Genomic DNA, 13,589 nt, shown 5'->3' with positions numbered 1-13,589 from the left:
TGTCAGGTAATTTCGATATCAAAATCATCATATGTTTCTTCAGGAACCGCATGGACATCGACCGGTTTTTTCAACAGTATTTGTAAAGTGACAGAGATGGTTACGCCGACTAGAATGGCTAGAAGAAAGACAGGGATATTGGTCGCCATCGGAATTCCGAAGATGCCGGAAACGCCAGAAGTGGAAACACCGAAGCCCATCATGATTGCTCCCCCAATAGCCGCTCCGATCATATTTGCTGGAATGATGCGGAAAGGATCCTGGATGGCGTAGGGAATAGTCGTTTCCGTAATACCGACAATGCCTGAAAGAATGGAGGCCGGCGCCATTTTTTGTTCAGCCAACGTGTATTTCGAGCGGGCAATGAGGGCGGCAATCCCCACCGATAGAGCGGGTACCATGATACCAGGAAAAACTGCCGCGTTCACGATGAAGCCGATTCCGCTTGGTTCATTCCATACCGCAAAAACAAAGGTGATGGCAATCTTGCCAATAGGTCCGCCCATGTCAAAGGCACACATGGCACTGAGAATCGCACCTAAAAGAAAGGCGTACTCGGGTTGTTGTGAAAGTCGAATGAGTCCATCAATGATCCATTCGTTCAAGACCCCCACACTTAAAGCGACAGGATAAGCCATCAAGAAATAAAGAGCCAAGCCTGCAATAACGGGAATGAATAAGGTCTTCTTAATTGGTTCGATAAAATCGGGCAGCTTGACCTTCTTGATGGAAAGAACGAGGTAGCCTGCCACCAAACCGGCAATCATACCACCCAGAAAACCACTGCTGGCAGTGCCTTCGACTGGAGGCATGGAGGCGATATAACCACCTATGAACCCAGGCGCAATTCCGGGTTTATCAGCAATGGCATATGCGACATAGGCAGAAAAGATAGCTGGAACGAGATTCATTAAGGTCCAAGCGAATCCATTTAGAGCGAGAATAGTTGGGTTATCAGCTTGAATATATTGCGAATACATACCAGTCAGGGCAATCGTCATCCCCGAAACAACGATGAAGGGGAGCATATAGGAAACACCAGTCATTAAAGCACGTCTGATTTTCATAATGGATCACTTCCTTTATTAGTTTACTGCATAAGCTTGAGTTCGATTTTTTTCAATAAGGCCTCCGGGCTTTTGATGACAGTCGTAATGGGAACTTCAACTTTCTTCACATCCTTGAAACGGTCGCGTTTGGAAATCTCAACATCAATGGCAAGAATCAAGATGTCGGCACTAGCGATGTCTGTAGCAGTCAGTTCATCTTCAATGCCACCTGCTCCTTGGGTTTCGATTTTGATTTCATGACCCAACTTCTTAGCCGCATCTTCTAACTTTTTTTTGGCCATAAACGTATGGGCTACTCCAGCTGCACAGGCTGTTACAGCAATGATTTTCATAGAAATATCCTCCTTATAATCAATGAATGGACCGTTGCATCATTTCTTCAATCAATTGTTTCATCTCTTCGGCATCATCCGTTTCATGTATTTTCTTTTGGTACTCTTCGTCGGCCAAATGATAGGCCAGTTTAGAAAGAAGCTTGAGATGGACATTGGTGGTATCGGAAGCGGGAATCATGAGAAAAAAACACTCGGTGACAGGATTATCATCCAAAGCTTCCCATTCCACCGGTTGTTCCAAACGCATAAAAATGACAGCGGGCATATCCAGACCCGCAACTTTTCCGTGGGGAATTGCCAACCCATCACCAAATCCAGTCGTACTCAAGCGCTCGCGTTCCTCAAGGGCCAATACAATGGTTGGGGCAGGAATATGCAGTAAGTCAGCCAATACGGCGGCCGCTTCTTGAAAAAATGCAGATTTAATGGTGGATTGATTCTCATAGCTGAGGATAACATCACTCTTTACCGGTATAAATTCTATTTCATTCGACATGACAAACCTCCTTTGGATTTATATGTTCTCATCATACTAAATATAAACCGCTTTCACAAATAGGAACTTTGTGAATAAAGGTAAGAATAAAAGTCGGAAGAAGGAAACGAAAACTGACTTCTTACTTCCGACTTTTCTATAAAGTCGGAAGTAGAATTTCAAATTGATACTTATACTTCCGATTTTTTAGAAAACTCGGAATTAAAAATGAAAAAAGCAGTTTTTATTTCCGACCAACCTAAAAAAAGCCCTGCTTTCACCTAAGGAAATAAGGAGAAGCAAGGCTCATATGACTATTATTTTTGATAATCAAAATCTGGAATTGCCGTCCAGCGTTTTCTTAGTTCATGGGCAATCATTTTTGGTTGACGTGAACGGGTGAAGATCCCTTTTTTATTTCCTTGAACACGCGCCGTTCCAACTTTCGTTTCAAAATCGGCAAAGTTCCAGACTTGCTCACCGGTTACTTCCTTAAACTCATCGAAGACGCGGTGGTACATTTCATAATAACGCACCTGGTATTCTTCCGTGAACGGAATATCGTCAATCGCGTGGAAACCAGCGACGGTATCAGCACCGTACTCGGTAAATAGAATCGGCTTGCCAGGATATTTTTCAATCCAACCCTTAATTTCAGCGCGTAAACTTGCCTCGGCTACTTTCAAGTCACCGGTGTTTATATACCAACCGTAATAACGATTCAAAGAAATTACGTCAACCAGTCCCATTGCTTTTTCAACATCCGGTAAAGCGAACATGATATTCACGAGTGTGGTTGGGCGTTTTTGCGGATCCAAGTCCTTGGCTAACTTAACAAGTGGTTCGAAGTATTCGTAAGCGCCATCTTGGTGCGAAGCAGGCTCATTGGCAATGACCCACATCACAACCGCGGCATGATTCTTATCCCGTTCAATCAGTTCGCGAATCGCTTGTTTATGCGCTTCGTGCGTCTGCATTTCTTCCCAGGTATTTTTTTCTTTTCCGCCTAGTGCCAAAAGAGCTGAGAATCCTGAGAAAAGTCCCACTGCCGCCACTTCGTCGATGACAACGACTCCCATGCGGTCTGCCAAGCGCATCATTTCTTCAGAATAAGGGTAGTGGGAAGTCCGGAACGAATTCGCACCGATCCACTTGAATAAGTTCAAATCCATCACATTCGCTGTTTCATTCAAACCGCGGCCGTTATAGAAAGTGTCTTCGTGTTTTCCAAATCCTTTGAAATAAAACGGTTTGTTGTTAATGAAGAACTGGCTATCTTTTACTTCGACTGTCCGCACGCCAAATGGTTCACGGTATTCGTCGATAACTTCACCGTTCTGCATAATTTCCACATGGGCCGTGTAAAGATATGCAGCCATCGGTTCCCACAGATTGACATTTTCGATGCTGATATCGGCATGCGCACCTGTAGCACTTGCGACTTTTTTACCATCCTCATCAAGAAGGGAAATAGAAATGGTATCATAGTCACCTTCGACAGAAACGGAAGTAGCAACACGGGCATTTTTTCCATTAACGCTTGGATTTAAAACGATATCCTGGATGTATGTTATTGGTGTTGAGTAGATTTTCACGGGACGGTGCAAGCCGGCGTAATTGAAGAAGTCGAAGTTCTCGTCTACGTGGTGAACGGGATGACCGTTTTCGTCGGTCGTTTGCGTATGGTTACCAACGGGCAGCGTCGTGTAGTCCAGTAGGTTGCTTACTTCCACCAAGACACGGTTGATTCCGGGTTTGATAGCGTTATTGATTTCTGCTTCGAATGGAGTGAAACCACCTTTGTGTTTCACGACTTCTTCTCCATTTACGTAGACCGTTGCCTGGTGGGTTGCGGAGCCAAAACGCAGGACTAAACGCTCATTCAGCAGTGTTCTAGGTATTGTAAATTCGCGTTCATACCAGATGGTGCCCGCGTGGTTACGCACTTTTGAAAGGACGCCTTGATCATTGAAAGAACCCGGAACCGCCATTAAGTCTTCAGTTTCCAATGGTTGACGAACATCTATTTTTTTCGAATAATCATCTAAATAAAATTTCCAAACGCCACCTAAGTCAATTAGGCTGCGTGTTTCAGTTAAAATGGGGTATAACATCTTGTGTCCTCCTAGAGTATTATTCCAATAGTTTACCTTGAAACGCAGTCAATGCCAAGCAAAGAACGGTCGCAGTTTCGCGACCGTCCTTTTGTATACTTATTCAGTTTCCAAAGTTCCGACGATTGGTAAATCTTCTAAAACATCTTTGCCATGAGGGGATTCCAGGATTTTATCGGAAAGTTCCTTCCCGGCAACGATCCCTTCTTGATGTTCACCATTGGCCCATGCTTCAACACCGGTCACATCGTAAACGACGCCATCCACCGCCACATAAGCGGGATTTCCGTCTTTTCCATCAAATTCACTTAGTTCATCCAATGTAAAAATGCGAGTGCCTTCTTCTACTGATGCGGAGCCCATTGTTTCACTTACTTCTGGTTCGGAGGTTTCAAGATCGGGATCAGTCGTAGTCGTTGTACCACAGGCTGCTAACACGAAGGTCATCATAGCCGCCAGTAACAAAACCTTGAATTCTTTCATGATTATCCCTCCTAATTATCTAAAGTGTAGAGGATACAGGAAACGAATACAAGAGATATGGATTAGTCACTTCTGAAGGGGTTCATCGCGTGCTACTTCCAATTATAAATCACAATAAAACGTGTTTTTAAATTTAGAGGGGTTGCATATATGCTTGGAAAAACATTTCATCTAAAATGCTATAATTAAAATTATAAAAACAAGTAAGGAGAATGGTCATGACAAAACTAGGTTTTCAGATTTCAAGCATTAAGAAATATCTTCAGACCCCGGAGGATGTCCTGACATCGTTCAAAAAAGTAAGCGCTATCGGATATAAGGTCATCCAGATTCAATGGATCAACCCGGAAATTCCCGTGGCGTTCATCCATGATGCCTTAAAAGAGACAGGGTTGAAATGCATTGGAACGCAGGACCACTACGATGTAGTAGTGGCACATCTGGATGAGGTTATAGCGATGAATGACCTGTGGGGAGGAACATACATAACCGTCAGCGGTATTCCCGAACGCTATCATTCCTATGAGGGGTGTCTGCAGTTTGCAGAGGAGCTGGACAAACTTTCACAATACTTGGAAACAAAAGGTAAGATTTTAAATTTTCATCCACGACTTTCAGATATTTTTCACTATGAGAAGCAAAATTCTCTTGAAATTATCTTTGAAAATACAAGAAATGAATGCCAGTTTCTACTAGACATCTATCAAATCATCCATGGGGGGTTAGATCCCGTCGAATGGATTCATAAAGTTGAGGGACGCAATGACTTGATCCACTTTAAGGATGGCATGGAGACGGAGGATGGCAAACAGGTGCTCATGCCAGTTGGCCATGGATCCATTTCCTGGGAAAAAATCTTCACTGCCACTATAGAAACTGGAGTGAAATATGCTTTCGCAGAACAGGAAACATTTGAGAAAGAGCCGTTCCAATGTCTACAAGAAAGCTATGACTATCTTGTAGCCCACAAAATAAAATAAAAATATATAAAAAGCATCTGAAAAATTAATTTCAGATGCTTTTTTATATTTAAGAAAGGCTTATTCGACTCCAGGAGCACCCGCTTCGGTGTCCAAAACAAATTTGGCTACGACCGCTGCTAAACCGCCACCCGCAAGCGTTGCTAAAGTATACATCCATAGTTGTGATAGAGCAGCTCCACCCATGAAAACAGCAGGACCAAAACTACGAGCAGGATTCAAGGAAACGCCTGTCGTTGTTCCGCCCAGCAGAATAAGAGCAACTAATGTCAATCCTATTATAAGACCAGCAAAATGCGCATCGCCATTTTTCCCAGTGGCTGCAAGAATAACCATAACAAAAATAAACGTTAAAATGAGTTCGATCATGAACCCGCCAAAAAGGGTTACACCTTCAGCAAGGACGGTCGCTCCTAAATTACTTGTGTCGCCACCAACTTGAGAAAGAATGAGACGAAGAACTCCTGAACCAGCGACTGCACCTACTAATTGTGCAACGACGTAAGCAGCAAATGTCTGTAAATTAATACGTTTATTGATAAACATCGCCAAGCTTACTGCCGGATTAAGGTGCGCACCAGATATCGTCCCAACGCTGTAGGCCATTGCTACGACTGCTAAGCCAAACGCGAATCCAATTCCTAATAATCCTGTTGTGCCGTCGCCTAGAACGACAGTACCCGTCCCAATTAGTACGAGTGCAAATGTACCAATCATTTCTGCTAATGCTTTTTTTATCATCGATATGCTCCTTTTATATTTAATTAATGTACGCTTAATTATAGCTTACTATTACTATATCAGTAATCTACTTTTACTTATAGATAGGAATTAATATTACTAATAGGAGTAAGATGTAACGGATGGATGGCTATCAAACCGTCACTGGCTAAACTTACTTTCTTTTTGATACTCTAAAATATCTCCAGGCTGGCAGTCTAGTGCTTCACAGATCGCCTCAAGAGTGGAGAAGCGGATAGCTTTTGCTTTTCCGTTCTTCAGTATGGAAATATTGGCCATGGTTATACCGACGCGATCGGTAAGTTCTGTAACACTCATTTTACGTTTTGCGAGCATGACATCTAAGTTTATGATAATTGGCATTTTCTCACCTCACACTGTTAGATCGATTTCGTTTTTCATGCGGATTGCTTCTTCAAGCAAGAGCTCCAACATGTTAGCGAAAACAGCTACGACCAAGGCCGCCCCGACAAAAACAAGGCCGACCAAAATCACCCCTGGGGCGTCATCCCATTCTGCCAAAATGTAGAAAAAGGGCAGTGCGAGTGTATAGAGGCCGCAAATACTGAAGGCAAACCATTTAATTTTCCTAAGTGCTTGAACAGATAAGGTGGAGAAGGCTGTTTCACCATTGATATATTTTAGGAGCTTGTTAGCTTGGAAAAGGGCTCCAAAAAATGGTAGTGTTGAAAGGTAAACGAGGCCAGTAAGACCCAATACGGCCGAAGCAATAACAGGACCTTCCGACAGATGCTGGATAGCCTCACTAATAAATTGCGGTAAAACAAATACCATCACTGCCAGTACTGGAATCGTCAGGACCAAGAGCGCGATTTTAAGAAAGAGAGTTGCATATTTTTTCATATAAAGACACCTCACACTTTTTAGTTGTAAGTTCATTATAGGGTTTTATTTATCGAAAAACAATAAATAATTATTGATAATTAATTAAAAAAGAGTAAAGGAGGAGAGGGATGCTGTATAAAATGGTTTTCTTTCTGCTGGGATTGATAAGTCTGGCTGGATGCAGTGATGAGGGTTTTCGGACAATGGAAGCAGAAGATGAGGCATACTTATTTTTCAAAATTGAAGGTGAAAATGAAAACTTTCAAAATTATGGTTCATTATTTATAAAAAATGGTGACATGGCACCTACAGTTGTAGCCGAAAATGTGTTGGAATCAAGCTTTGAATATTTTGAAGAAACTGAGAAAATATTGTTCATTGATTCTGATTTTGATTTATACGCGTATGATGAAGAACAAGGGATTACCATGATTGCTTCCAATGTCCAGCGTTTCGACGGAGCGAATTTGGATGAAGAAAAGATTTTTTATACGGATTTGGATAATGCTGTCCATCTTTACGAGGATGGTTCTAACCGAGCATTGCCGGTTGATACCTGGTGGTATGAGTCGGCAGGGGATGAACTTTATGTGGTCGACAGGACGGGGATTTTCAGCGTGTATGATTTAGATAGTGGTACATTAAATCCCATTGATGAAGATGTTTACACTTTTAAATTATTAACCGAGGAACATAAAGCCTTGATCACCAATCTAGACAATCAATTGTTTTATTATGACATTCAAACGAAAGAACGCGTGTTGATTGAAGAGGGGAGGGTATTTTTGTCAGATGATGTGACGGTTATAGAGGATACCCTCTATTATCTCCAGAGCGATGATCCCTTTCAAAAGATCTTAAAAAGGTACACTTTGAATGGGTTGACGGAAAGTGAACGCGTGGCAGAGACGAACGTTTATCAGGTGGTAAATGGGATGATTTATTTCCAAAATCAGGACGGAACGGTATTTAAATGGAATCCGGAAATACAAAATAAAGAAAAAATGATTCAGGAGACCTCCTTGCTCTGGGAGGTTACGCCCCAAGGCAACCTTGTTTCGATGTCTTTGACTGACGATTTACTTTGGAATGAACAATTAATCGCTGAAGATTTGGAGGCTTTTTATAGTCATTCGAATGGCGTGGTTGTATATTCAATTTTTGATACCTTATATCGATTGGATGAAACCGGAAAAAGCCAAGTGGTGATGGAAGATATGTCGGATTACACAAGCGCTCATTATAATGGTTCATCTGTCTATTACAATACCGTGCAACTCGCAGATGTCATTGGGGTTTGGTATTTTGAAGGTGAAGGTCAAACGGGATATCTGGAAATCACCGATTCATCGGTCAAAAATTTTCCAGAAGGTGTCGAGAAAGAAGTAAGCATTATGCATGACCGTAGTCATAAACGACTTGACCTTCTGGTGGATGGCCAATCTTGGTGGCTGACGTTGGTTGGAGAGGGACTGGAACTTGATGCGGAAGGCGAGCGTTATGTCCTGACCCGTGCAACGAAAGAAGAAACGGAAAAATTTTATGAAGAATTATAAATAAAGAGACATGCGTGTCCCAATTTGGGTACGCGCATGTCTCTTTATTTATTTTTAGGGACTGGAAAATACTTTGAAAAATCAGAACGGATCCGCTAAGTAATCCAATGCATAAGTCACATGCAATTCGGCTGCAATCAACAAACCTTTTTCATCAATATCGAATTGTTCATGATGGTGATTGAAAGCTGTCTTCTCGTCGCTTTGGGTACCAACAAAGCAGTAAATACCGGGGGCAACTGCCAAGAAATCAGCAAAATCATCTGCACCCATGCTCTTCGGGGCATCGGTGATGATGTTTTCTGCGCCGACAATTTTTGCTGCGGCCTGGAAAGCATGCTCTGTTGCCCGTGCGTCGTTTATTAACGGCGCAGCTGCATCATAGTTCGAAAATTCGATCGAAGTGCGATGGGCTTCGGCCGTCAACCGGGCAATGCGCTCGACCGCTTCCAATACTTGTTCCCGTACGATTGGATCAAAGGTGCGGACTGTTCCTTCAATGATTGCTTCATTGGCAATGATGTTATAGTTTGTACCAGCACGCAAGACGCCAATACCCACAACGACTTCATCGCTTGGTTTTGTTTCCCGCGCTACGATGGTCTGGAGTTCGGTAACAATGGCTGCCGCACTCACCAAAGCATCACGTCCTTGATCAGGGTTGGAAACATGGCCACTTACTCCATGCACCTTGATTTTGAAAATATCACACGAAGCGTTATTGGGACCCGGCGTTGCGATGATTTGACCGAGTGCATTACGGGAGCTCAAGTGAATACCGAATACATGGTCGACATCATCCACAAAACCACCCCGAACGAACTGACGCGCTCCTGCGCCGATTTCTTCGGCTGGTTGGAAAGCAATGACAATCGTACCGGCAATTTCATCTTGGTGTGCTTTTAAAACACGAACGGCTCCAAGTAGTGCAGATGCGTGACCGTCATGACCACAAGCGTGGTTAGCACCCGGGTTTAGAGAAGCATATTCAGCGCCAGTGCGGTCTTCCATAGGTAGGGCATCAATATCTGCACGCAACAGTAATTTTTTTCCGGGACCTTTGCCACCTTGTAATGTTGCCAAGACGCCAGTTTCGCCAACATTTACATATGGTAGACCAATTTCTTCCAATTCTTCACGGATGCGTTGGATGGTTTGAAATTCTTTCAGGCTGACTTCCGGATGTTTATGAAAATGACGACGTAGCGCCACGATGTAATCTTCGATTTCTAGAACTTCTTGACGGATGGTTGCTTGATTTACCATAATTTGCCTCCTTAGATATAGAAAAAGGGCAAAGTCACCTTTGCCCTCATATTTTTAATTATTTTACTTCGTCCCAAACTGGGAAGTTGGATCCTTTTGAAGATTCTGCAATAACTTCAGCTGTTCCTTCAGATTGGTAGTATTCAACGATTGTTTTGTAAACTTCGTTGTCCACATCTTCAGTACGAGCCGCTATGACGTTGTAGTAAGGTTTTGAATCCTCTGTCACAGGTTCCAGGAAGATGGCATCTTCTGACGGAATGAAGCCAGCATCAACGGCCATGCCACTATTGATGACAGAAGCAGCTACATCATCCAAAGCACGTGCAGTTTGGGAAGAATCCAATTCCGTGATGACAAAGTTTTTAGGGTTTTCCGTGATGTCATCCACAGATGGGACCAAACCAGCTTCAGGGTCCACCGTAATCAAGCCGGCTGTCTGCAATAAGCGAAGGGCACGGCCACCGTTTGATGGGTCATTCGGGATCGCGATTTCTGCGCCGTCTTCCAACTCACTGACGTCACTGATTTTGTTTGAGTAGATTCCCAAAGGTGCCATCACCGTATAACCGATAACCGTCAAATCTTCACCGGAGCTTTCCAGGTAGTTATCCAAAAAGATTTCAGTTTGGAATGAGTTCAAGTCGATTGAACCGTCAGCCAAAGCTGCGTTTGGTGTTGTATAATCCGTAAACTTTTGTAAAGTGACTTCAATATTTTCTTTTTCTTTCAATTCTTCAATTACGTACTCCCAAGGTTCGTTGACTTCACCAACAACCCCAACCGTAACTTTTGTTGCTTCATCGCTGGCGCCACCGCAAGCTGCCAAGAAAAGGGCACTCGCTGCTACCAAACCACCAAAAAATTTCTTTTTATTCATGATTAAATTCCCCCAATTAGTTAAAGTTTAGTCCCAAGCTGGAACGTCGTTGCCTTGTGTTACTTCTTCAAGTTTTGCAGCTGTTTCTTCTGATTGGTATTCTGCAACAACTTTCAAGTAAGCTTCGTTGTCAGCATCTTCTTCACGTGTTGCAATGACGTTTTTGTAGATTTCATTTACTTCAGCAATGTTATCAGTATCCAAGAACAAAGCATCTTCACTTGGAACTAAACCAGAGTCAGTCGCGAAGTTTGTATTGATAACTGCTGCATCCACGTCTGGAAGAGAACGAGCTGTTTGGCTAGCATCCAATTCTGTAATAACCAAGTTCTTTGGATTTTCAGTAATATCATCAACGGTTGGTTCTGTGCCGGCTGCTTCATCCAATTTGATCAAATCGATTGCTTGCAATAATAGAAGAGCACGACCACCGTTGGTAACATCGTTTGGAATCGCAATCTCAGCGCCATCTGCTAAATCAGCGTAGTCCTCAACTTTATCGGAGTACAAGCCAAGTGGTGAAATATAAGTGTAACCAATTTGTACCAGGTTACCGTCATTGTCAGCGTTGAATGATTCCAGGAAAGCCACGTGTTGGAACGCATTGATGTCAACGTCGCCAGATTGTGCTGCCAAGTTAGGTTGTACATAGTCACCGAACTGTTCAATTGTTAATTCAATTCCTTGATCCACCAAACGCTCTTTAACATCTTCCCAAACCTCAACTTCAACTTCACTTACAACCCCGACTGATACTTCAACGGGTTCTTCAGTTGTGCCTGCTGTTGATTCCTGTGTTGCGTCTTCAGAACCACATGCTGCCAAGAACAATGCCAAACTTGCTGTCAAACCTAAGAATTTTTTATTCATGATTATTTCCTCTTTTCTTTTTTTATATTAGTGACTTACTTTTTTAACTAAATAATTACCAATTGCTTGGCTGATGAAAACGATGATTAAAATCAAGCCGGTTGCGACCAAGATAACATCATTCTGGAATCGGTTATACCCACGTGAGATAGCCAGGTTACCCAAGCCACCGCCACCGACAGCTCCAGCCATCGCTGTTAAACCAATCAAGTTAATGATAGTTACGGATGACACACGGATGATGGATGCCAAACCTTCTTTCAAATAAACGCGGAAGATGATATCCAAGTTACTTGTTCCCATTGCTTGAGCCGCTTCGACTACTCCAGGATCGACTTCCAGTAAAGCATTTTGGATTTGACGGGCAAAGAATGGAACAGTTGAAACAACCAAAGGAACGATAGAAGCTGTTGTTCCGATTGCAGTTCCGACAATCATGCGCGTGAATGGATAAATCAAAGCAATCAAGATGATGAATGGCAAGGAACGGAACACGTTCACGAGCTTGTCCAACACATTGTACAAGGCAGGGCGGGGGGTCAGGCCATTTTCATCGGTAATAAGTAAGATGACTCCCAGGATAATTCCCAATACGCCAGCAATGGCGCCCGAGATGAGTGTCATATACAAGGTCTCCCATAAGCTTTGCCAAACAACGTCCCAGATCGGGGTAACATTCGGTAATAAATTATTGATGAATTCCATTATTGTTCCTCTCCTTCCAGAGTTCTTCTGGCTTCGACTTCTTCAGCGTCGATAATTTCAACGGCTACGCCACTGTCTTGCAGGAAGCGAACCGCTTCAGCAATGTTATGTGGTGCTCCGGATAGAACCAGCAAGAGGGTACCAACAGGTGTTTCCTGAAGAATTTCGACATTACCAAACAGGATATTTCCGGCAACTTGGTAATCATTGCTCAATTTGGAAATAAGTGGTTCGCCAGTCGAACCGCCGACGAAGGAAAGTTTTACCAGCACATCGTCTTCTTCCAGATTCAGAAGGGTTGGATGCAACAATACAGTCTCGATTCCTTGATCAACGTGTGTTGCGGTATTGATGAAGTCTTTCGTCAATTGGTTGTGTGGTTTCGTGAAGATATCCAGCAATGAGCCACGTTCAATGACGTTCCCATCTTCCATCACGGCAACCTTGTTACAAATTTCCTTCACTACTTGCATTTCGTGTGTGATGATAACGATGGTAAGGTTTAATTCTTTGTTCAATTTCTTCAATAGTTCTAAAATAGAAGACGTTGTTTTTGGGTCCAGAGCACTCGTTGCTTCATCACAAAGCAGGATTTCTGGATCGTTTGCCAAGGCCCGTGCGATGGCAACCCGTTGTTTTTGACCACCGGATAATTGCGAAGGGTAAGCACTGGCTTTATCTGCCAAGCCCACCAGTTCCAATAACCCAGTAACTTTATCGGCAATCTCTTGCTTCGTTAAGTCTGAGCGTTTCAATGGGAAAGCAACATTATCGAAAATGGTCCGTGAACCCATCAAGTTAAAGTGTTGGAAAATCATACCGATTTTCTTGCGGGCTTCCCGCAGTTGTTCTTTATTAAGAGCCGTTATTTCTTTATCGTTTACAAAAACTTTTCCATCAGTAGGGCGTTGCAATAAGTTGATTGTCCGGACCAAGGTACTTTTACCTGCACCACTGTATCCGACAATGCCATAGACATCTCCGCGCTCAACTTCAAGAGAGACGTTGCGTACCGCATTAATTTCGCGTTTTTGATCGTCAACAAATGTAACCGAGACATTTTGTAAGTCAATCATTATTAATTCCTCATTTCTTTTGAATATAAAAACACACTCGTCCCGAATCATCTCCAATGAGAGGATTCAAAGGACGAGTGCACAAGCATTCGTGTTACCACCTTAGTTCGAACTGCCCTTACAGACAATCCCTCTGGAAGTGAATCTATCACTTCTACGCTGTAATGGGCGTACCCAGCAAAGACTTACGTT

General features: G+C 43.0%; 15 protein-coding genes and 1 other annotated feature (1 of these 16 cut by a window edge). Of the genes, 2 read left to right on the top strand and 13 right to left on the bottom strand.

What is annotated here, in order from left to right:
* Window positions 1–2: 2 nt before the first annotated feature.
* The 5 genes from ACTU7M_RS02400 to ACTU7M_RS02380 form a co-directional block, all read right to left on the bottom strand.
* Entirely contained in the window at window positions 3–1,067 is a 1,065-nt protein-coding gene (locus ACTU7M_RS02400; RefSeq protein WP_443472774.1) for a PTS fructose transporter subunit IIC, read from the bottom strand.
* 23 nt (window positions 1,068–1,090) lie between these two features.
* Entirely contained in the window at window positions 1,091–1,402 is a 312-nt protein-coding gene (locus ACTU7M_RS02395) for a PTS fructose transporter subunit IIB (RefSeq protein WP_443472773.1), read from the bottom strand.
* Window positions 1,403–1,421: 19 nt separating this feature from the next.
* Window positions 1,422–1,901: a PTS sugar transporter subunit IIA gene (locus ACTU7M_RS02390; RefSeq protein ID WP_443472772.1), complete on the bottom strand. Its 480-nt coding sequence runs from the start codon at window positions 1,899–1,901 to the stop codon at window positions 1,422–1,424.
* A gap of 296 nt (window positions 1,902–2,197) precedes the next feature.
* The gene (gene uidA, locus ACTU7M_RS02385) at window positions 2,198–3,994 is read right to left on the bottom strand and encodes a beta-glucuronidase (RefSeq protein WP_443472771.1); all 1,797 of its coding nucleotides are present in this window, start codon (window positions 3,992–3,994) and stop codon (window positions 2,198–2,200) included.
* A gap of 99 nt (window positions 3,995–4,093) precedes the next feature.
* Window positions 4,094–4,477, bottom strand: a complete 384-nt coding sequence (locus ACTU7M_RS02380) for a cytochrome b5 domain-containing protein (protein WP_443472770.1) — start codon at window positions 4,475–4,477, stop codon at window positions 4,094–4,096.
* A gap of 218 nt (window positions 4,478–4,695) precedes the next feature.
* Here ACTU7M_RS02380 and ACTU7M_RS02375 point away from each other — a divergent pair, with 218 nt between their 5' ends.
* Window positions 4,696–5,457, top strand: coding sequence for a sugar phosphate isomerase/epimerase family protein (locus tag ACTU7M_RS02375; protein WP_443472769.1), 762 nt, complete (start codon window positions 4,696–4,698; stop codon window positions 5,455–5,457).
* Window positions 5,458–5,517: 60 nt separating this feature from the next.
* Here the strand turns inward: ACTU7M_RS02375 and ACTU7M_RS02370 are convergent, their stop codons facing one another.
* From ACTU7M_RS02370 to ACTU7M_RS02360, 3 genes are all read right to left on the bottom strand, one after another.
* Window positions 5,518–6,198, bottom strand: a complete 681-nt coding sequence (locus tag ACTU7M_RS02370; RefSeq protein ID WP_443472768.1) for an MIP/aquaporin family protein — start codon at window positions 6,196–6,198, stop codon at window positions 5,518–5,520.
* Between the two features lie 141 nt (window positions 6,199–6,339).
* Entirely contained in the window at window positions 6,340–6,561 is a 222-nt protein-coding gene (locus ACTU7M_RS02365; protein ID WP_443472767.1) for a helix-turn-helix domain-containing protein, read from the bottom strand.
* A 9-nt stretch (window positions 6,562–6,570) separates the two neighbouring features.
* Window positions 6,571–7,062, bottom strand: a complete 492-nt coding sequence (locus ACTU7M_RS02360; RefSeq protein WP_443472766.1) for a DUF2975 domain-containing protein — start codon at window positions 7,060–7,062, stop codon at window positions 6,571–6,573.
* A gap of 110 nt (window positions 7,063–7,172) precedes the next feature.
* On the opposite strand from ACTU7M_RS02360, the gene ACTU7M_RS02355 reads away from it, so the two are divergent.
* On the top strand, window positions 7,173–8,600 hold the full coding sequence (locus tag ACTU7M_RS02355) for a hypothetical protein (protein ID WP_443472765.1): 1,428 nt from the start codon (window positions 7,173–7,175) through the stop codon (window positions 8,598–8,600).
* An 81-nt stretch (window positions 8,601–8,681) separates the two neighbouring features.
* On the opposite strand, the gene ACTU7M_RS02350 is transcribed toward ACTU7M_RS02355, so the two are convergent.
* The 5 genes from ACTU7M_RS02350 to ACTU7M_RS02330 are packed head-to-tail and all read right to left on the bottom strand — an operon-like array spanning window position 8,682 to window position 13,397.
* A complete protein-coding gene (locus ACTU7M_RS02350; RefSeq protein WP_443472764.1) occupies window positions 8,682–9,866 on the bottom strand; it encodes an amidohydrolase in 1,185 nt (394 codons plus the stop codon).
* A gap of 58 nt (window positions 9,867–9,924) precedes the next feature.
* Window positions 9,925–10,746, bottom strand: a complete 822-nt coding sequence (locus ACTU7M_RS02345; protein ID WP_443472763.1) for a MetQ/NlpA family ABC transporter substrate-binding protein — start codon at window positions 10,744–10,746, stop codon at window positions 9,925–9,927.
* 27 nt (window positions 10,747–10,773) lie between these two features.
* Window positions 10,774–11,616: a MetQ/NlpA family ABC transporter substrate-binding protein gene (locus ACTU7M_RS02340; RefSeq protein WP_443472762.1), complete on the bottom strand. Its 843-nt coding sequence runs from the start codon at window positions 11,614–11,616 to the stop codon at window positions 10,774–10,776.
* A gap of 27 nt (window positions 11,617–11,643) precedes the next feature.
* Window positions 11,644–12,324 carry a methionine ABC transporter permease gene (locus tag ACTU7M_RS02335; protein WP_443472818.1) on the bottom strand — a complete coding sequence of 227 codons (681 nt, stop codon included), beginning with the start codon at window positions 12,322–12,324 and terminating at the stop codon, window positions 11,644–11,646.
* Window positions 12,321–13,397 carry a methionine ABC transporter ATP-binding protein gene (locus ACTU7M_RS02330; RefSeq protein WP_443472761.1) on the bottom strand — a complete coding sequence of 359 codons (1,077 nt, stop codon included), beginning with the start codon at window positions 13,395–13,397 and terminating at the stop codon, window positions 12,321–12,323. Before ACTU7M_RS02330 ends, ACTU7M_RS02335 begins: the two co-directional genes overlap by 4 nt.
* Before the next feature lie 66 nt (window positions 13,398–13,463).
* Window positions 13,464–13,589: a binding site (T-box leader), on the bottom strand; it runs 116 nt beyond the window's last position.

It is taken from the genome of Jeotgalibaca sp. A122 (assembly GCF_052266715.1).
Classification (GTDB): domain Bacteria; phylum Bacillota; class Bacilli; order Lactobacillales; family Aerococcaceae; genus Jeotgalibaca.
The sequence above is the reverse complement of the archived record's forward strand: the minus strand, read 5'-3'. Positions and strand labels throughout refer to the sequence as shown.

What these genes read in the sequence shown, in the direction of transcription:
- ACTU7M_RS02400 (WP_443472774.1), bottom strand. Translation starts at nt 1,067, where the DNA reads ATGAAAATCAGACGTGCTTTAATGACTGGTGTTTCCTATATGCTCCCC.
- ACTU7M_RS02395 (WP_443472773.1), bottom strand. Translation starts at nt 1,402, where the DNA reads ATGAAAATCATTGCTGTAACAGCCTGTGCAGCTGGAGTAGCCCATACG.
- ACTU7M_RS02390 (WP_443472772.1), bottom strand. Translation starts at nt 1,901, where the DNA reads ATGTCGAATGAAATAGAATTTATACCGGTAAAGAGTGATGTTATCCTC.
- uidA (WP_443472771.1), bottom strand. Translation starts at nt 3,994, where the DNA reads ATGTTATACCCCATTTTAACTGAAACACGCAGCCTAATTGACTTAGGT.
- ACTU7M_RS02380 (WP_443472770.1), bottom strand. Translation starts at nt 4,477, where the DNA reads ATGAAAGAATTCAAGGTTTTGTTACTGGCGGCTATGATGACCTTCGTG.
- ACTU7M_RS02375 (WP_443472769.1), top strand. Translation starts at nt 4,696, where the DNA reads ATGACAAAACTAGGTTTTCAGATTTCAAGCATTAAGAAATATCTTCAG.
- ACTU7M_RS02370 (WP_443472768.1), bottom strand. Translation starts at nt 6,198, where the DNA reads ATGATAAAAAAAGCATTAGCAGAAATGATTGGTACATTTGCACTCGTA.
- ACTU7M_RS02365 (WP_443472767.1), bottom strand. Translation starts at nt 6,561, where the DNA reads ATGCCAATTATCATAAACTTAGATGTCATGCTCGCAAAACGTAAAATG.
- ACTU7M_RS02360 (WP_443472766.1), bottom strand. Translation starts at nt 7,062, where the DNA reads ATGAAAAAATATGCAACTCTCTTTCTTAAAATCGCGCTCTTGGTCCTG.
- ACTU7M_RS02355 (WP_443472765.1), top strand. Translation starts at nt 7,173, where the DNA reads ATGCTGTATAAAATGGTTTTCTTTCTGCTGGGATTGATAAGTCTGGCT.
- ACTU7M_RS02350 (WP_443472764.1), bottom strand. Translation starts at nt 9,866, where the DNA reads ATGGTAAATCAAGCAACCATCCGTCAAGAAGTTCTAGAAATCGAAGAT.
- ACTU7M_RS02345 (WP_443472763.1), bottom strand. Translation starts at nt 10,746, where the DNA reads ATGAATAAAAAGAAATTTTTTGGTGGTTTGGTAGCAGCGAGTGCCCTT.
- ACTU7M_RS02340 (WP_443472762.1), bottom strand. Translation starts at nt 11,616, where the DNA reads ATGAATAAAAAATTCTTAGGTTTGACAGCAAGTTTGGCATTGTTCTTG.
- ACTU7M_RS02330 (WP_443472761.1), bottom strand. Translation starts at nt 13,397, where the DNA reads ATGATTGACTTACAAAATGTCTCGGTTACATTTGTTGACGATCAAAAA.